Genomic DNA, 16,976 nt, shown 5'->3' on the forward strand with positions numbered 1-16,976 from the left:
GGCCAAGAGCGCGCTCGGCCGGTGGGCCCGGGCCGAGGAGATGGCCGGGGCCGTGGTCTACCTGGCGAGCGACGCGGCCAGCTTCGTCACCGGCTCGGTCCTCTACGTGGACGGCGGCTGGACCGCGGTCGACGGCCGCTTCGACCCCGCCCAACTAAGTGGTCCGGCCCGGAAGTTCCCGGGGGTTGACGGACTGAGGCTGGTCGCGCTTCGGCGTTGGGTGCAGCTCCTCTTCGGGGACAGGCTGCTTGTCGGCGTACTGCTCGGGGTGCGCCAAGCGAGATTGATCCTGAGACGGTGAATCCTTTCGCGGTGTGGGGGCCTCTTATGGGATGACGGTCACGCTGGGAAGGAGATTCGGATGAGTGACGTAGTGATGCCGGCTGTGCGGCAGGCACTGTTCACGACCTCGTTCCGGTGGCAAGGGCGCGGACGTGGCTGACCGCGGCTGGGTGAGCACGCGGCTCATCGAGGCCGCACAGGCTGGTGATCGAGAGTCGATCACTGCGGTGGTCCATGGTGCCCATTCTCATGTGCGGCGCTTCGCGGAGCATCTCTGCGCGTCCCCGCAGGATGCTGAGGACGCCGCGCAGGAAGCGCTGATCATCCTCTACCGGAAGATCGGTTCACTCCGCGCTACCGGGGCACTGGCATCGTGGATGTTCCGAATTGTCCGGAATGAGTGCCTGCGCCGGGCTCGGCTGCTGTTCGATCGCTATGACGAGGCTGGCGCCGGTCTGGTGACGTCGGCCGAGGAGGAGGTCATCCGGCGTCTGGAAGCCGAGATCGTCGCGCAGGCGATCAGCGAGCTGCCGGACGTTCAGCGCAGAGTGTTGATCATGCGGGACGTCCTGGGCTACCCAGGGCGGGTAGTCGCAGAGAGGCTCGGCCTGAGCAACGCCGCGATGAAGTCCCAGCTACACCGGGCACGTAGCACGGTACGGCTCGGCCTGGGCGGAAAGACCGACGCCATGGGCGAGCCGCACGACCGCGGAACCCGCTAGCGCCTGACCTGGGCAGACCGTATTTCCACAACCCGAGTTGAAGAGGAGTTCCGCCATGCTTGAAACTGGATCGCCCGCGCCCGACGTCGTGCTGGAAGACACCGACGGCCAGGCCGTCCGCCTGTCCGACTACCAGGGCAATCATGCTGTGCTCATCTACTTCATGCGGTCGACGTCGTGCCCGGTCTGCAACCGACACGTCCAAGACCTCATCCGGCGCCGCGACGAGCTCGCTGCCGACAACGTCCGAGTGCTTGTCGCCGTTCCCGAGGACCGCCAAGCAGCGGCCGAGTGGAAGGCCAAGCGTCAGATCCCGTTCCCCGTCCTCACCGGCCGCCACAGCACCCCGCACGAGATGATCGGCCTGAGCAGAAAGGTCTTCGGCTCGCTGCAGCAGTCAGGCAGCATCCTCCTTGATTCCCAGGGCATCATCCGCCAGGCCCACGGCGCCACCATGCCCACCAGTGGCTACCACAGGAAGGCAATCACCGCCGCCGTCCAGGCCCTCCGCACACGTGGATGATCTACATTAGGGCGGCCTTTCTAGCGAGCGGAGTTGATCAGGTGGGGTCGTATTCGTCCTGGGCGTGGTGAGTGCGGCGGCCGCGCAGATGGTGCGGGTGGCGACATCGACCGCGATCGTCAACTCGACGCGCCCCATCACTCCGTCATCCAAGACCACCAGGACATCCAGCGGAGTGGTGTCGATCTGCACCTGACTTGGTGCCCCGCCTCGGCCAGTGCACTCACACTTGCCATCTTGGGTGCGCAACGACAGCGCTCCTTGACTCCGGTCGTCGATTTGGAGTATCACTTTAAAGTGTGACTCTAATATAGAGGCTCGCCTGGATCATGGAGGTGCTCGATGGTCGAGCTGGGCGGATTCCACCACGTCAAGCTGCCCGTGTCCGACGTGCGCAAGAGCCTGGAGTGGTATCGGCGGGTGCTCCGCCTCGACGTGGCCATCGAGTTCGTCGAGGCCGGCGTGCTGCGCGGGGTGGCGCTGCGCGACCCGGCGGGGACGGTGATGCTGGCGTTGCGCGAGGAGCCGCGGCTGGCCGCGGGGCTCAGCGGGTTCGACCCGGTCGCGCTCGGGGTGCCGACGCTGGAGGCGCTGCGGGCCTGGGCGGATCATCTTGACGCGCTGGGCGAGCGGCATGGCAAGATCGCCGAAGGCAGCGTCGGCTGGCTGATCTCCGGCCTCACCGACCCCGACGGCATCGAGATCCGCCTCTACACCACGCGACAGCGCTGAGAAGGCCCCCTCATGACCACCCCGCGCCCCCTCTCCCGCCTCGCCTTACTCGCCGCGCTCCCCGGCCTGCGGCGCGTTGCTCGGCGTCGCCGGCCGGCAGTGGAGGCCGGCCCGGGCGGGGCGCGGCCCGCTACATGACGATGACGACCTTTCCCCGGGCCTCGCCCTCGGTCAGATAGCGGATGGCCTCGGGGACCTCGCCGAGCGCGAACGTCCGGTCGACGACCGGCGTGAGCTTCCCCGTTTCCAGCAGCTCCTTCAAGACGGCCATCGAGTCCCGCTTGCTCGGCATCGATGAGCTCATCTTCGGCAGTTGACTCCGGAACATGGACAGCGCCATCAGCCTGAAGAAGTGCGGCAGGCTTCCCAGCCAGCGGCTGCCCACGTCCCCGAACCGGTCGTGCCCGATGAGCACGTAGGTGCCCTCGGGCTTGAGCGCGCGCCGGCAATCGGCGAACGCGTGGTTCCCGGGAACATCGAAGATCAGGTCATAGCGCTCGCCGCTCCGGGTGAAGTCCTCCTGCGTGTAGTCGATGACGCGGTCCGCGCCGAGCGAACGCACCATGTCCAGTTTCGTCTTGTGGTCGACGCCGGTTACCGTCGCTCCGTACGCCTTGGCGAGCTGTACGGCGAAGGACCCGACACCACCGCCGGCACCGTTGACCAGCACCTTGTGGCCCGGCCGCAGCCGTCCCTCGGGAAGGTTCTGCAGGGCGATGAGCCCGGAGGTGGGCACGGCCGCGGCCTGCTCGAAGGTGATGTTGGCGGGCTTCAATGCCAGGGTGTCCTGCGGGACGGACACGTACTCGGCGAAGGCGCCGCCGTTTCTCCACTGGCTGCCGCGGAAGGTCTCGCCGAAGACCTCGTCGCCCAATCGAAACCGCGTCACGTCCTTGCCCAACGATTCCACGTGACCGGCCACATCAGTTCCCGGAACACGGTTCTTCGGTCTGAGCAACCCCGCCCCCATGAGGCGCAGGACGTACGGCCGGCCGTGCACGACGTGCCAGACATCCGGGTGAACGGAGGCCGCGTGCACGCGTACCAGCACCTCATCGTCCTTGATTACCGGTTTGTCGACCTCCCGGAGTGCTAAGCCATCAGGTGAGCCGTACGCGTCCTGGACGATCGCTTTCATGATGTCCTTCTTCGCCGTCGCGGAGCATGGGGGCAAGTCAGGACATCCTATGTCTCGGCCTCATCGTCCCGCGGAGCCGATTTCCTGGGTCGATCGGGGTACGCGGCACCGGGGCGCACGCTGAAACGCTGAGCCCTTCCCTCTCCGGCGGCGGATGGCCGGGTAGCATCGCAAGACGCCGCGACGGCCACAGATCGGCAGGGCGATCAGCGACTGCCGACGCGTGCGCCGAACCGCAGGCGGCCCGGCTCTGCCCTCTGGTCAGGGACGGATGACGGCCATCCTGGTGACGGTGAACTCCTCGATCGCGAACCGCGGCCCCTCCCGGCCGATGCCGGAGTCCTTGACCCCGCCGTAGGGCATGTTGTCCGCCCGGAACCCCGGCACGTCGTTGACCACCACGCCCCCGGCCTCGATCCGGTCGATCGCGGCGAAGGCGGTGGCCAGCGACCGGGTGAACACCGAGGCGTGCAGGCCGTACCGTGAGGCGTTGACCGTGGCGAAGGCGGCGTCGAGGCCGGGCACCGAGCGCACGCACACGACCGGCCCGAAGATCTCCTCGTCCCAGGCGGCGGCCCCGTCGGGCACGTCGGCGAGCACCGTCGGCGCGAGGGCCCGCCCGTCCGCCGTGCCGCCCGCGACGAGGGTGCCGCCGGAGTCGCGCACCCAGCCGAGCACCCGTTCGGTGGAGGCGGGGTCGATCAGCGGCGCCACCCGGGTCTCGGGCGAGCGCGGGTCGCCCACGACGACGTCCTTGATCCGCTCGGCGAGCAGCGCCAGGAACTCCTCGCGCGCCGGCTCCTCGACCAGCACCCGCTGCACCGAGATGCAGGCCTGGCCGGAGGCGTAGTAGCCGCCCCGCACGACCGCGTCGGCGGCCGCCGCCAGGTCGGCGTCGGCGGCCACCACGAGCGCGGCGTTGGAGCCCAGCTCCAGCAGCACCTTGGTGGGCGCGGCGTTGCGGGCGATGGCGTGCCCGGCGGCGGCCGAGCCGGTGAACGACACGGCTCCGATCCGCCGGTCCTCGACCAGGGTCCGGCCCACCTCGACGTCGCCGGTGACGAGCTGCACGGCGGCCGGGGGCAGCGCGCCCGCCGAGCGCAGCAGGTGGACCAGCCAGAGCGTGGCGAGCGGCGTGGTGGGGGCGGGTTTGACGATCACCGGGCAGCCGGCGGCCACGGCGGGCGCGATCTTGTGCGCGGCCAGCAGCAGCGGGTAGTTGTAACCGGTGATCCCGACGACGACGCCGATGGGACGCCGCGTCCAGAAGCCGACCAGCCCCTCCCCCGCGGGCAGCAGGTCGAGCGGCACGGTCTCGCCGTGCAGCCGGGCCACCTCCTCGGCGGCGGTGGCCAGCGTGACCAGTGTCCTGGCCACCTCGACCCGGCAGTCGACCAGCGGCTTGCCGGTCTCCAGGACGAGCAGCCGCTCGAACTCCTCCCGCCGCCCGGCCAGCGCGTCGTGCGCGCCCATGAGCGCGGCGCGGCGGGCGTGCGAGGGCAGCGCGGCCATGGCCGGGGCGACGGCGAGCGCCTCGTCGAGGGCCCGTGTGGCCAGCGCGGCGGTGCCGACCGGCGCGGCCGCCACCACGGAGCCGTCGTAAGGGAAGATCACGTCGGCCGTGCCGGCGACGTCCACCCACCCGTCGCCGACGGGCAGCCCGTCCGGCCACTCCCGCCCCCGCCGGTCGCCTCCCCACACGTCCATCCCCCACACGTCCCAGCCCGGCGCGTCTCGTCCCGGCATGTTCTCCTGGGGCACGTCCCGGCCCGGCGCGTCTCGTCCGGGCGCTCCCTCTCCTGTCGGCCGTGTCAAGAGATCTCCCCCAGGGCGCTTGGAAACACGTCGAGATATGCGGGCGCCCCCTCGCGCCCGGTGGCGGCCAGCACGGCGTGCGCGACGGCCCGGCTGAACACGTCGGCCCCTGCCGCGAGCAGGTCGTGCAGGTGCGCCGCCCCGGGCCCGGCACCGCTGTCGGTGACGGTACGGGAGCCGTAAACCCTCTGCTCGCCCTGCGGCATGGGCAGGGCGCAGGTGGCGACGGCGAAGATCGTGTCGCCGTCGACCATGGTGTGCGCGGGCCTGATCGCCCTGGCCAGGCCGTCGTGGGCGACCCCGGCCAGCTTGCCGCACTGGGCCTTGGTGAGCGTCAGGTCGGTGGCGACGACGCCGATGGTGGTGTTGAACGAGGTCACCCCGGCCGGGTTCCAGGCGTCGACCTCCTGCCGCAGCGGCTCGCGCAGGTGGCCGAACTCTCCAGGCAGGCCGTACCTGGCGCCGGAGATCCCGCCGCCGCCGGGATCGAGCACGGACCCGGCGGCGTTGACCACGGCCAGCGCGGCCACGGTGACGCCCGAGGGCAGCACGACGCTGGCCGTGCCGATGCCGCCGGCCAGCCCGCCGGCCACCGCCCCGGTGCCGGCCCCCACCGACCCGTTCACGGCCCCGCCGACCCCGCCGATCCCGCCGCCAGCGGCGTCGTATGCGGCACCCGTCCCGAAGTCCTTCGGCGCGCCCATGGCAGTGTCTTGCGCGGCACCCGTCCCGATGTCCTTCGGCGCGCCCGTGGCGGCGTCGTACGCGGCACGCGGCCCGATGTCGTACGGCGCGCCCGTGGCGGCATCGTGCGCGGCACCCGTCCTGGTATCGCATGGCGCTCCCGTGGCGGCGTCGTAGGCCGCCGCGCCGAGGGCGCCGTCGGGGGTGGCGCGGAACCGGCCGCCGCGTCCGAGATCGTAGATGACGGCGGCGGGCACGATGGGCACCACGCCGCCCTCGACGGGATAGCCGATGCCCGCGTCGGCGAGCCGCTCCATCACGCCGCAGGCGGCGCTCAGCCCGTAGGCGCTGCCGCCGGTCAGCACGATGGCGTGCACCCGTTCGACCAGGTTGCGCGGGTCGAGCAGCTCGGTCTCGCGGGTGCCAGGGGCGGCCCCGCGCACGTCCACCCCGGCCACCATGCCGCCCTCGGGCGCGAGCACGACGGTCGTCCCGGTGCGGTGGCCGTCGCCCAGCCGCTGGGCGTGCCCGACCCGGAGCCCGGCCACGTCGACCAGCGAGTTGGTCGGCCCAGACAGACCCACCCCCTGACCGGCAAGCGGCAGACGATCCCCACCGACCGGGCCAGAGGTCACACCCACGCCCCGATCGGCAAGCGGCAGACGATCCCCACCAACCGGGCCAGAGGTCACACCCACGCCCCGATCGGCAAGCGGCAGACGATCCCCACCAACCGGGCCAGAGGTCACACCCACGCCCCGATCGGCAAGCGGCAGACGATCCCCACCGACCGGGCCAGAGGTCACACCCGCGTCCCGATCGGCAAGGGGCCGGCGGTCCTCGCCGAGCGGGCCGGGGGTCATGCCTGGGGCCCGGTCAGGAAGCGGCGGGCGGCTTCGGCGAAGACGCGGGTGCATTGGACGATCTCGGCGACCTCGACGTACTCGTCGGCCTGGTGGGCGATCCACTTGCCGCCCGGCCCGTAGACCACGGACGGGACGCCGCCCCAGTGTGTGAGGACGGTGCCGTCGGTCGAGCCGGGCACGCCGCCGTAGACCGGCTCGGCGCCGGTGACCGCGTGGTGCGCGCCGGCCAGGGCGACGACCACGGGGTCGTCCAGCGGCACCTCGACCGGCGGCCGGTCGACGAGGCTCGTCACCTGGACGGCGATCCCGTCGGCGGCGGCCAGGGCGGCGACCCGGTCGGCGATCTCCTTGTGGTCCGTCCCGGGGATCGTCCGCACGTCGACGAAGACCGACGCGACGGCGGGGATGACGTTGACCTGCTCCTCGGTGCCGGCCCGGACGACGGTCGGCGTCACATACACCTCGCCGAGGTGCTCGTGGGCGGGGTGGCGCAGCTGCAGGTCACGTTCCAGGTCGCGCAGCGCGACCAGCAGGGAGCCGGCGGCCCGGATGGGGTTGCGGCCGTGCTGTGGCATCGCGCCGTGGGCCATCTTGCCGGTGAGGTCGACGCGCAGCCGCAGCGCGCCCTTGGCGACCGCGCAGATCTCCCCCGCCTCCGGCTCGGCCACGATGGCGCCGTCGACGTCGGCGGCCAGCCCTTCGGCGACGAAGTGGTGGGCGCCGAGCATCAGGCCCTCCTCGTCGGCCAGCGCGCACACCTTGATCCGCCCCGGGAACGGGCCGGCGAGCTGCAGCGCGCGGGTGGCGTAGAGGGCCGCGGCCAGGCCGGACTTCATGTCGGCGCTGCCCCGCCCCCACAGCCTCCCGTCGCGGATCTCCCCGCCGAACGGGTCGACGGTCCAGGTCGACAGGTCGCCTTCGGTCACCACGTCGGTGTGTCCCTCGAACATCAGCGTCGGCCCGTCGCCCCCGCCGCCCTCGACCACGGCCACCACGTTGGGGCGGCCGGGCGCGGCCTCGGAGATCCGCGGCTCCCAGCCCCATTCGCGCATCTTCGCGGCGACCAGGTCGGCGGCGGGCCGCTCGTTCCGGCCACGGGCCGGGTCGTTGGTGCTGGGGATGCGGACCAGCGCCTGGGTGAACTCGACCACTCCCTGGGCGTCGACGTCGATCACAGCAATCCCTCCAAGGTCGGTACGGCCCGCAGCAGCGTCCGCGTGTAAGGATGACGCGGATCGGCCCAGACGTCGTCGACCGGCCCGGTCTCGACGATCTCGCCGTCGTTCATCACCGCGACGGTCTCGCAGACGTGCCGGACCACGGACAGGTCGTGCGAGACGAAGACCAGGGTGAGGCCGAGCTCGTCGACCAGGTCGGCCAGCAGGTTGAGGATCTGGCCGCGCACGGACACGTCGAGGGCGCTGACCGGCTCGTCGGCGACCAGCACCTTGGGCCGGGGCGCGAGCGCGCGGGCGATCGCGATGCGCTGGCGCTGGCCGCCGGAGAACTGGTGCGGGTAGCGGTCGGCGGCCGAGGCGGGCAGGCCGACCTCGTCGAGTAGTTCGGCGACCCGGCCGCCGACGGGCTCGCCGAGCGCGACGAGCGGCTCGGCGACGAGGTCGCGGACCCGCATGCGGGGGTCGAGCGAGCTCATCGGGTCCTGGAAGACGATCTGCAGGCTGTGGCGCAGGAAGCGGAGCCGCCGCTCGGACCTGGCGGCGAGGTCCTGGCCGTCGAACCGGATGACGCCGCTGGTGGGCCGGTCGAGCGCGCACAGCAGCCGCAGCAGCGTCGACTTGCCGGAGCCGGACTCGCCGACGATGCCGAAGCGTTCGCCCCGGCGGACGGCGAGCGACACGCCCTTGAGCGCGTGCACGGCCTCGCCGGGCCTGGTGAGCGAGGTGCGGGGACGGCGGTAGACGCGGGTGACGTCGCGGGCCTCGATCAGCGGCCCGGTCCCGGGGTCAGGCACCGGGGTGCCGGCATGCGAAGGCATGGCCGTCTCCTGTCAGCGGAGGTTCGGTCTCGCAGGCGGGGTCGGCGTGCGGGCAGCGGTTGCGGAAGACGCAGCCGTCGGGGAAGTGGCCGGCGGGCGGGACGCTGCCCTTGATCGTGGGCAGCCGGGTGCCGCGCGGTGTCAGCCTGGAGGCGGCCAGCAGGCCCTCGGTGTAGCGGTGGCGGGGCCGGGCGAACACCTCGCGGATGGGCCCGGCCTCGACGATCCGGCCGCCGTACATGACCAGGACCCGCTCGCAGATCGAGGCGACCACGGCCAGGTCGTGGGTGATGAACAGCAGCGCGGGCGCGACCTCGGCGATCAGTTCCAGCATCTGCCGCTGCACGGTCACGTCGAGCGCCGTGGTGGGTTCGTCGCAGATGAGCAGGCCGGGCTCGTTGGCCAGGGCGATGGCGAGCATGACGCGCTGGCGCTGGCCGCCGGAGAGCTGGTGGGGGTAGGCGCGGGCGATCTGCTCGGGCCGCGGCAGGCGTACCCGGTCGAGGAGCTGGACGGCGCGCTCGCGGGCCCGCGCGGCGGGCGCGCCGTGCAGGGTCATGACCTCGGCGACCTGCGCGCCGACCCGCATGAGGGGGTTGAGGGCGGTCATCGGCTCCTGGAACACCATCGAGACGTCGCGGCCGCGCAGCCGCTTGAGCTCGCGTTCGGGCACGCCGACGAGGTCGCGCTCGCGCAGCCGGGCCGTGCCGGTGGCGGTGACGCCCTCCGGGAGCAGGCCCATCAGCGCCAGGGCGGTCAGCGACTTGCCGGAGCCGGACTCGCCGATCAGGCCGACGCGTTCGCCCGGCGCGATGCCGAACGACACCTCGCGCACCAGCCGTACCGACTCGGCGCTGACGGTGAGCCCCTCAACGCTCAGCACGGATCCTCCTGAGCTTGGGGTCGAGGTGGTCGCGCAGGCCGTCGCCCAGCAGGTTGAAGCCGAGGACGGCCAGCGCGATCGCCAGGCCGGGCCAGAGCGCCAGGCGCGGCGTGGAGAACAGCAGCTCCTGCGACTCCTGCAGCATGCGGCCCCAGGACGGGGTCGGCGGCCGGGTGCCGAAGCCGAGGAACGACAGCGCCGCCTCGGCCAGGATGGCGATCGCGAAGGACACCGACGCCTGCACGATCAGCATGGAGCCGATGTTCGGCAGCACGTGCCGGAAGGCGATGGCGGTGCCGCGCCGGCCGGCGGCGCGGGCGGCGAGGATGTAGTCGGTCACCATGACCTGCAGGGTGGCCGCCCTGGCCACGCGGGCGAAGGCGGGCACGGTGGCCACGCCGATGGCGATCATCGCGGTGAGCGTGCCGGCCCCGTAGACGGCGCCGAGCATGACGGCGAGCAGCAGCGCGGGGAAGGCGAACACGAGGTCGTTGACCCGCATGACCAGCTCCGACAGCCAGCCGTGCGGCGTCATCCCGGCGATCACGCCGAGTGGGGTCCCGAGGAGGGCGGCGATGCCGACGGCGACGATGCCGACGTAGAGCGTGGTGCGCGCGCCGACCATGAGCTGGCTGAGGGTGTCGCGGCCGAACTTGTCGGCGCCCAGGAGGTAGCCGTCGCCGGGGTCGCGCAGCTTGCCGGCCGCGTCGACGAGGGTGGGGTCATGCGGTGTCCACACGAACGACAGCAGCGCCGCCAGCACGACGAGCCCGACGAGGACGGCTCCGGCGGCCAGGCCGGCGTTGACCCGGCCTCTCATCGCGCCCCCCTGAGCCGGGGGTCGAGCGTGGCGTAGGCCACGTCCACCACGAAGTTGATCAGCAGCACGGCGACGACCAGCACCATCACCACCCCTTGGACGAGCAGCAGGTCGCGCGCGGCGACGCCGTTGAGCAGCAGGTCGCCGAGGCCGGGGATGACGAAGACCCGCTCGACCACGACCGCGCCGATGAGCAGGGTGGCCAGTTGCAGGCCGAGCACGGTGACCACCGGGATGGCCGCGTTGCGCAGCCCGTGCCGCACCAGGGCGCCCATCCGGCCCCTGCCCTTGGCGCGGGCGGTGCGCAGGTAGTCCTCGCGCATCACGTCGAGGACGGCGGAGCGGACGTACCTGGTCAGGACGGCGCCCTGGACGAGGCCGAGCGACAGCCACGGCAGCAGCAGGCCGCGCAGCCACTCGCCGGGGTTCTCGGCGATGGGCACGTAGCCGCCCGACGGCAGCGCCTGGGCCCGCACCGCGAACACGAAGACGAGCAGGATGCCCGCGAGGAAGGCGGGGATCGCGATGCCGAGCTGGCCGGCGGCGCTGATCGCCGCGCCGAGGGGGTTGCGGTGGTGGACGGCGGCGAGGACGCCGGCCGGGATCGCGATGAGCAGCGCGATGACCATGCCGCCGAGCACCAGTGTTACCGTGACGCCGAGGCGGTCGGCGACCTGCGGGCCGATGGGCGAGCTGGTGACGTAGGAGGTGCCGAAGTCGCCCTGGGCGAGGCCGCCGAACCAGTCGAGGAACTGGGTCGCGGGCGGCCGGTCGGTGCCGAACTGCCGGCGCAGCTCCGCCACCGCCTCGGGCGTCGCGTTGACGCCCAGCGCGATCTCGGCGGGGTCGCCGGGCAGCAGGGCCATGAACGCGAAGACCGCCACACCGGCGACGGCGGTGCTCACGACGAGCACCGCCAGCCGTTTGACGAGGTAGAGGATCACTGCTTGGCGAGCGCGGTGAAGTCGAAGGCCTCCGCGATGCCGTTCTTGGGCAACCCGGTGACGCCCTTCTTGGCCACGATCAGGTTGGGGAAGAGGAACAGCCAGTCGGCCGCGGCGTCGTCGGAGAGCAGCTTGGCCGCTTTCTTCAGGTCGTCGATCTGCTGCTGCTCGCCGCCCTGGTCGGCGGAGGTGAGCAGCTTGCCGAACTCGGGATTGTCGTACCTGAAGTAGTAGGACTTGTCGGCGAAGATGCTCATGTCGTGGGGTTCGACATGGTTGATGATGGACAGGTCGTAGTCGGCCTTGCTGAAGACCACGTCCAGCCAGCGGGCCGGGAACTCCAGGGGCTCGATGTCGGCCGTGATGCCCACCTGGGCCAGCTGCGACTTGACCACCTGGGCGCCGGCCACCGCGTAGGGCAGGTTGGGGATGCGCATCTTGACGTTGTAGGTCTTGCCGCCGAGCAGTTCCCTGGCCTTGGCGACGTCGTAGGGGTAGTCGCCGGTGCGGTCCTCGTACCAGGGGTCCGTGGGCGGCACCATGGAGCCGATCAGCCCGCCGCGGCCGGCCCAGGCGGTGTCGAGCAGCGCCTGGTGGTCGATCGCGTGGCGCACGGCCTGGCGCACCTTCTTGTCGTTGAACGGCGCGCGGCCGTTGTTCATCGACAGCACGACCTCGCCGTTGGTGGTGCCCTCGACCGTCTCGAAGCGGTTGGGGTCGGCGAACTGCCGCAGCGACTCGGGCGCCTGGACGCTGGAGATGACGTCGATGCCGCCGGTCAGCAGGGCGTTGTTCATCGCCGTGGCGTCCTTGAAGTATTTCAACGTGACAGCCGGGATCTTGGGCTTGGCGCCCCAGTAGGCGTCGTTGCCGCTCAGCTGGATGGAGTCGCCGCGCTTCCAGGAGGCCAGCTGGTAGGGGCCGGTGCCGACGGGCTTGTTGGCCAGGTCGCCGACGCCGGTGCGGCTGAACATCGCGCCCAGCCGGGTCGTCATCGTGTAGAGGAAGCCGTTGCTCGGCTGCTTGAGCGTCACGACGACCGTCGACGCGTCGTCCTTGTCGACCCTGTCCACCGTGTCGAGCTGCGACTTGATCTTGAGTTTCCAGTCGGTCTTGACCCGGTCGAACGAGAAGATCACGTCGTCGGCGGTGAACGGGGCGCCGTTGGTGAACGTGACACCCTTGCGCAGCGAGAAGGTGTAGGTCTTGCGGTCGGGCGAGACCTCCCACTTCTCGGCGAGCAGCGGCTGGATCGAGCCGTCCTGGCCGAGCTTGACGAGCCCCTCGTAGACGTTGACCAGCAGCGCCTGCGGGATCGCGGCGCCCTCGGTCGAGGTGAAGTCGAGATTGGCCGGCTCGGCCACGAACCCGACGGACAACGTCTCGCTCCCGGCCGCCTGTTTCGGGGCTTCGCCGGTGCTCCCGCCGCCGCAGGCGGCCGTGCCCAGCAGGAGACCGCCCGCGGCGATCCAGATGCCGATGCGCCTCATGTCCAACAGCCTCCTGGATAGTGCACTGGTCCGACCAGTAGGCTGCACATTGCCAGTCTGCGGCGGCTCGGGTCAAGGGGGGCAAACATGAGTGGTCCACGGTTCGAGCCGGTGCGGACCGTACGCGCCTACGAGCGCATCGTCGAGCAGATCGAAGAGGCGATCGAGAGCGGCGCGCTCTGTCCCGGCCAGCGCCTGCCGAGCGAGCGCGACCTGATGGGCCAGTTCTCGGTGAGCCGCTCCACGGTGCGTGAGGCGCTGCGGGTGCTGCAGGCGCGCGGCCTGGTCCGGTCGCGGCCGGGCGACCCCCATGGCGCCGAGGTGCAGCCGTTCACCCCCGCCGAGCTGCGCAAGTCGATGACCATGCTGGCCCGGGTGGACGGGCTGTCGCTCGGGGAGCTGGTGCAGTTCCGCATGGTGCTCGACGCCTCGGCCGGCCTGCTCGCCGCCCGGCTGCGCACCGACGAGCACCTGGCGGAGATGGAGGCGGCCGTCGCCGCGATGCGGGCCGCCGCCGAGGCGGGCCACGACGAGTTCAGCGCGGCCGAGGTGGCCTTCCACGACGCGGTGGCGCGGGCCGGCCGCAACAAGCTCGTCCAGATCTGCGCCGAGGTGGTCCGCTCGATCGTGTGCGACCTGGCCGCCGACGAGATCGCCGCCGCGCCCGGCCGCGCGGCGCTGACGCGGCGGAGCATCCGCCGTCACGAGGAGGTGCTGGCGGCCGTCCGCGCCGGCGACGGCCCGCTGGCCGCCCGGCTTTCCCGGCAGAGCGTCTACGACCACTACGCGGGCCACGTCCCGGCCGGGGAGCGTCCGGCGCTCCGGGCGCTGCTTGAGTAGCCATAACACCCGCTTTGGCGGTGTATGTTGCAGCCGTGGCCCGCGAGGATCAGGACGGGCTTGCGGAGGCGTTCCTGCGTGAGCCCCGTCGCTACACCAGCCACCAGGTCGCGGAGATGGCCAGGGTGCCGGTCTACCGTGCGCGCCGGTTCTGGCGCGCGCTGGGCTTCCCGAACGTCGCCGACGACGCCGTCGAGTTCACCGACTCCGACGTGGAAGCGCTCAGGACACTGCTCGGCATGGTGAGCGACGGCATCTACGACGAGGAACACGTCCTGCTCATCGCCCGATCGCTCGGCAGGGCCTCCACCCGGCTGGCCGAGTCGCAGGCGCAGCTGGGCGCCGAGGCCCTCGACCAGGAGGGCGTGCCGCTGGCCGAACGGCCCAGGGCCTGGCGCAGACGGGCCGAGCGGGTGGTGCCCGACCTGGCGAAGCTGCTCGTCTACTCCTGGCAGCGCCAGCTCGCCGCCGCCGCCGGCCGCATGGCCGTGCAGGAGCAGAGCGCGGGACGGCTGTCGGTGGGCTTCGCCGACCTCGTCGGGTTCACCAGGCTGAGCAGGCAGATCACCGAGAGGGAGCTGGCCGGGCTGGTCGACAGCTTCGAGGGACGCTCCTCCGACGTCATCACGTCGTCCGGCGGGCGCGTGGTCAAGACGCTCGGCGACTCGGTGCTGTTCATCGCCGCCAAGGCGCACGAGGCGGCCGAGATCGCGCTGCGGCTCGTCGAGACCCACGCCAAGGTCAAGGGGATGCCCGAGCTGCGCGTCGGGCTGGCCACCGGGCCGGTGATCTGGCGGATGGGCGACGTGTTCGGCACCACGGTCAACCTCGCGAGCCGGCTGACCGCGCTGGCGCTGCCCGGCACGATCCTGGCCGATCCGGAGATGGCCGAGGAGCTGGAGGGCGATCGGGCCTTCCAGCTGCGCCCGGTCGACCGGCTCTCGGTGCGCGGCCTGGGCGAGCTGGCCCCGTTCACGGTGATCCGCGCCAGCCGGGCAACCTGAGGCGCTCCCCGGCGCGTCACTACCGTCAGGAACCTGACGGGAGGCAGTTCAGTGGCGGATCGGGCGTTGTATCAGGACTTCGTGGTGACACGGTCCGATCGGCTGTTACGCACCGCCTACCTGCTGACCCGGGACTGGGCGCTGGCCGAGGACCTGCTGCAGGAGTCGCTGACCAAGGCCTGGTTCGCCTGGCCCCGCGTGGAGGAGCCCGAGTCGTACGTGCGCCGGGTGCTGGTGACCACCTACACGTCGTGGTGGCGCCGGAAATGGCGGGCGGAGCTGCCCGCCGGCGAACTGCCCGACACGCCCGCCCACGACACGACGGGCGGGCCGGGCGAGCGCGACACGCTCTGGGAGGCCGTCGGCAGGCTCCCGGCCCGGCAGCGCGCCGTGGTGGTGCTGCGCTTCTACGAGGACCTGCCGGTGGCCGAGGTGGCCCGGCTGCTGGGCTGCGAGCCCGGCACCGTCAAGAGCCAGACGGCCAAGGCCCTGGCCAAGCTGCGAGTGGACGACCTGATCGTGGAGGAGCTGCACCGATGACCGTACAAGACCTGCGGGACGTCCTACGCGCGCACGGCGAGAGCCCGGCTCCCGCCAACCCGGCCCGCCACGAGCAGCTCCAGGCGCGCATCCGCGGAATCCGCCGCCGCAGGCGGCTCGGCGCCGGCACCGCCGTGCTGGCGATCGCCGCACTGGGCTTCCCCCTGCTGTCCGGTACGGCGGAGCCGCCCCCCGAGATCACGGTCGCCACCCAGCCGTCCGGGCCGTCCGGGGCTGCCGAGCTGCCCGAGAGGTTCACCTCCCCGGACGGCACCGAGTACAGGCGCCTCGCCCTGACCGCCATCGAGCAGTCGGGCAGCCACACGGCCAAGGTCACGATCCCGGTCACGGGCAAACCGCTGGACGTGGCCGGGATCTGCACGTCCGGCAGCAGGATGGGCAGCAGCCCGATCGTCAAGATCGACGGAAGGCTCACCATGGGAGGGTTCTTCCGCCCCTGCACGAAGGAGATGAGCCTCCTGCCGCTGACCCTGCCGCCAGGCGCCCGGGACCGGGTCACGATCACCTTCGACATGAAGACCGCCGGCACGGCCTGCGTGCGGGCCGACGGCAAGGGCCCTTGCGAGCCGGTGAAGCCCGAGCGGGCCGCCTGGACGCTGGCCGTGTACGAGTGGACGCCGCCGGAGCAGCCGATCGAGCCGGAGGCGCCCAAGGATCTGCCCCGCCGTCTCCCGGGCTACACGCTGGCCGACTCCGCGACCGGCACCTGGCCCCGGGACAGGTCCGCGACCTTCCGGGTCCGGGGCGACGGCCGCCCGCTCGGCATCGACCACATCTGCACCGGCGACCTGGCCGAGCGGCTGTGGATCGGCTACCGGGTGGACGGGAAGGACAGCCCGTCCAGCGGTTCGTGCGGGGTGTGGAAGCAGGGCTCGTTCCCCATGGCCGTGACGGAGTTCAAGGTGCCGAAGGGCAAGCGGGCGACGATCACGGTGACGTTGCGCATGAGGGGCGAGGCCACGAACCGCCCGGTCCGCTGGTCGGTGGGCCTCTTCCGGGGCTAACGGCCGCCACGGCCGGCGGTGGTCCGGGCCCGGAGTCGTTCGACCCCGCGCCGTCAGTGCGGCCCCAGGGCGAGCGCCACCTGCGCGATGATCGCGACGGCCACCGCGCCGAGGGCTGTGATGGCGATCAGTACGAGCAGCGCGCGGAGCAGGGTGGTGACGACTTTGGACACCTGGCGGACGGCGAGGATGAGGGCCCAGAACGAGATCGCGGCGAAGAGGTAGAGGACGCCGCGTGCCGCGGCGACGCCCTCGGGGCTGGCGACGACGGTTGCCAGACCGGCGGGGAAGACTATGGTTGCGAGCATCGAGGTTCCCGGTGTGTGACGCGCCGATGGGGGCCTGTACGAGTGCGGGCACTCCTGGTGATCGTTTGCCCCGACCCGGGGGTGCCTGCCTGTTCGTGGGTGCTAGCCCGCGCCTCGGGGCATGCCCGGCGGATCCCTGATGCTCATGGCAACCCTCCGCGATCAAACTTCAGTTGACCTTCAGTCGGGCTCATAGAGGCCCTGAAGATGAGATGCCCGATCTCGGCATTGCCTAATCGCCACCCGAAGCCCCGCATTACCCTGGATAAGGCCTCCGTTGTCGGCGTAGTCTGCTACGTGCCGCCGGCCAGGGCGTTTCCCGTACATCGAACATCAGTAAAGGCTGCTGAATATTCTGAAGTTC

At 71.7% G+C, this 16,976-nt stretch carries 18 protein-coding genes; 8 read left to right on the forward strand and 10 right to left on the reverse strand.

The window, feature by feature from the left end; genetic code table 11:
• The 4 genes from AB0C16_RS35525 to AB0C16_RS35540 form a co-directional block, all read left to right on the forward strand.
• Nucleotides 1-301 (forward strand): SDR family oxidoreductase (locus tag AB0C16_RS35525; RefSeq protein WP_357689722.1); only part of this gene is annotated, 301 nt, incomplete at its 5' end.
• Nucleotides 302-434: 133 nt separating this feature from the next.
• On the forward strand, nt 435-1,004 hold the full coding sequence (locus tag AB0C16_RS35530; RefSeq protein WP_357689724.1) for an RNA polymerase sigma factor: 570 nt from the start codon (nt 435-437) through the stop codon (nt 1,002-1,004).
• Between the two features lie 55 nt (nt 1,005-1,059).
• Complete coding sequence (locus AB0C16_RS35535; protein WP_357689726.1) at nt 1,060-1,527, forward strand: peroxiredoxin family protein; 468 nt, start codon at nt 1,060-1,062, stop codon at nt 1,525-1,527.
• Nucleotides 1,528-1,869: 342 nt separating this feature from the next.
• On the forward strand, nt 1,870-2,259 hold the full coding sequence (locus AB0C16_RS35540; protein WP_357689728.1) for a VOC family protein: 390 nt from the start codon (nt 1,870-1,872) through the stop codon (nt 2,257-2,259).
• A 130-nt stretch (nt 2,260-2,389) separates the two neighbouring features.
• Here AB0C16_RS35540 and AB0C16_RS35545 read toward each other — a convergent pair whose 3' ends face one another.
• From AB0C16_RS35545 to AB0C16_RS35585, 9 genes are all read right to left on the reverse strand, one after another.
• Entirely contained in the window at nt 2,390-3,397 is a 1,008-nt protein-coding gene (locus AB0C16_RS35545) for an NAD(P)-dependent alcohol dehydrogenase (RefSeq protein WP_357689730.1), read from the reverse strand.
• Nucleotides 3,398-3,658: 261 nt separating this feature from the next.
• The gene (locus tag AB0C16_RS35550; RefSeq protein WP_357689732.1) at nt 3,659-5,143 is read right to left on the reverse strand and encodes an aldehyde dehydrogenase family protein; all 1,485 of its coding nucleotides are present in this window, start codon (nt 5,141-5,143) and stop codon (nt 3,659-3,661) included.
• 65 nt (nt 5,144-5,208) lie between these two features.
• On the reverse strand, nt 5,209-6,480 hold the full coding sequence (locus AB0C16_RS35555; protein ID WP_357689734.1) for a P1 family peptidase: 1,272 nt from the start codon (nt 6,478-6,480) through the stop codon (nt 5,209-5,211).
• A gap of 275 nt (nt 6,481-6,755) precedes the next feature.
• Nucleotides 6,756-7,937: a M20 family metallopeptidase gene (locus AB0C16_RS35560; protein ID WP_357689736.1), complete on the reverse strand. Its 1,182-nt coding sequence runs from the start codon at nt 7,935-7,937 to the stop codon at nt 6,756-6,758.
• Entirely contained in the window at nt 7,934-8,758 is an 825-nt protein-coding gene (locus AB0C16_RS35565; protein WP_357689738.1) for an ATP-binding cassette domain-containing protein, read from the reverse strand. The genes AB0C16_RS35560 and AB0C16_RS35565 overlap by 4 nt, the downstream gene beginning before the upstream one ends.
• Nucleotides 8,727-9,641 carry an ABC transporter ATP-binding protein gene (locus tag AB0C16_RS35570; protein ID WP_357689740.1) on the reverse strand — a complete coding sequence of 305 codons (915 nt, stop codon included), beginning with the start codon at nt 9,639-9,641 and terminating at the stop codon, nt 8,727-8,729. Before AB0C16_RS35570 ends, AB0C16_RS35565 begins: the two co-directional genes overlap by 32 nt.
• Complete coding sequence (locus tag AB0C16_RS35575) at nt 9,628-10,461, reverse strand: ABC transporter permease (RefSeq protein ID WP_357689742.1); 834 nt, start codon at nt 10,459-10,461, stop codon at nt 9,628-9,630. Before AB0C16_RS35575 ends, AB0C16_RS35570 begins: the two co-directional genes overlap by 14 nt.
• Nucleotides 10,458-11,405 carry an ABC transporter permease gene (locus AB0C16_RS35580; RefSeq protein ID WP_357689744.1) on the reverse strand — a complete coding sequence of 316 codons (948 nt, stop codon included), beginning with the start codon at nt 11,403-11,405 and terminating at the stop codon, nt 10,458-10,460. The genes AB0C16_RS35575 and AB0C16_RS35580 overlap by 4 nt, the downstream gene beginning before the upstream one ends.
• The gene (locus AB0C16_RS35585) at nt 11,402-12,895 is read right to left on the reverse strand and encodes an ABC transporter substrate-binding protein (protein ID WP_357689746.1); all 1,494 of its coding nucleotides are present in this window, start codon (nt 12,893-12,895) and stop codon (nt 11,402-11,404) included. Before AB0C16_RS35585 ends, AB0C16_RS35580 begins: the two co-directional genes overlap by 4 nt.
• A gap of 87 nt (nt 12,896-12,982) precedes the next feature.
• Between AB0C16_RS35585 and AB0C16_RS35590 the strand changes: the two genes are divergently transcribed.
• From AB0C16_RS35590 to AB0C16_RS35605, 4 genes are read left to right on the forward strand one after another with little or no spacing between them, the layout of a single operon-like run.
• The gene (locus AB0C16_RS35590) at nt 12,983-13,735 is read left to right on the forward strand and encodes a GntR family transcriptional regulator (protein WP_357689748.1); all 753 of its coding nucleotides are present in this window, start codon (nt 12,983-12,985) and stop codon (nt 13,733-13,735) included.
• Nucleotides 13,736-13,770: 35 nt separating this feature from the next.
• Complete coding sequence (locus AB0C16_RS35595) at nt 13,771-14,739, forward strand: adenylate/guanylate cyclase domain-containing protein (protein WP_357689750.1); 969 nt, start codon at nt 13,771-13,773, stop codon at nt 14,737-14,739.
• A gap of 51 nt (nt 14,740-14,790) precedes the next feature.
• The gene (locus AB0C16_RS35600) at nt 14,791-15,279 is read left to right on the forward strand and encodes a SigE family RNA polymerase sigma factor (protein WP_357689752.1); all 489 of its coding nucleotides are present in this window, start codon (nt 14,791-14,793) and stop codon (nt 15,277-15,279) included.
• Complete coding sequence (locus tag AB0C16_RS35605; protein ID WP_357689754.1) at nt 15,276-16,304, forward strand: hypothetical protein; 1,029 nt, start codon at nt 15,276-15,278, stop codon at nt 16,302-16,304. The genes AB0C16_RS35600 and AB0C16_RS35605 overlap by 4 nt, the downstream gene beginning before the upstream one ends.
• A 53-nt stretch (nt 16,305-16,357) precedes the next feature.
• On the opposite strand, the gene AB0C16_RS35610 is transcribed toward AB0C16_RS35605, so the two are convergent.
• Nucleotides 16,358-16,612, reverse strand: coding sequence for a hypothetical protein (locus AB0C16_RS35610; RefSeq protein ID WP_357689756.1), 255 nt, complete (start codon nt 16,610-16,612; stop codon nt 16,358-16,360).
• Nucleotides 16,613-16,976 lie beyond the last annotated feature (364 nt).

The organism is Nonomuraea sp. NPDC048916 (assembly GCF_040649575.1).
In the GTDB taxonomy this organism is placed as follows: domain Bacteria; phylum Actinomycetota; class Actinomycetes; order Streptosporangiales; family Streptosporangiaceae; genus Nonomuraea.

Bases quoted from the DNA above. Each gene is read 5' to 3' on its own strand.
- AB0C16_RS35565 (WP_357689738.1), bottom strand. From the start codon at position 8,758: ATGCCTTCGCATGCCGGCACCCCGGTGCCTGACCCCGGGACCGGGCCG.
- AB0C16_RS35545 (WP_357689730.1), bottom strand. From the start codon at position 3,397: ATGAAAGCGATCGTCCAGGACGCGTACGGCTCACCTGATGGCTTAGCA.
- AB0C16_RS35550 (WP_357689732.1), bottom strand. From the start codon at position 5,143: ATGCCGGGACGAGACGCGCCGGGCTGGGACGTGTGGGGGATGGACGTG.
- AB0C16_RS35535 (WP_357689726.1), top strand. From the start codon at position 1,060: ATGCTTGAAACTGGATCGCCCGCGCCCGACGTCGTGCTGGAAGACACC.
- AB0C16_RS35605 (WP_357689754.1), top strand. From the start codon at position 15,276: ATGACCGTACAAGACCTGCGGGACGTCCTACGCGCGCACGGCGAGAGC.
- AB0C16_RS35585 (WP_357689746.1), bottom strand. From the start codon at position 12,895: ATGAGGCGCATCGGCATCTGGATCGCCGCGGGCGGTCTCCTGCTGGGC.
- AB0C16_RS35590 (WP_357689748.1), top strand. From the start codon at position 12,983: ATGAGTGGTCCACGGTTCGAGCCGGTGCGGACCGTACGCGCCTACGAG.
- AB0C16_RS35540 (WP_357689728.1), top strand. From the start codon at position 1,870: ATGGTCGAGCTGGGCGGATTCCACCACGTCAAGCTGCCCGTGTCCGAC.
- AB0C16_RS35610 (WP_357689756.1), bottom strand. From the start codon at position 16,612: ATGCTCGCAACCATAGTCTTCCCCGCCGGTCTGGCAACCGTCGTCGCC.
- AB0C16_RS35575 (WP_357689742.1), bottom strand. From the start codon at position 10,461: ATGAGAGGCCGGGTCAACGCCGGCCTGGCCGCCGGAGCCGTCCTCGTC.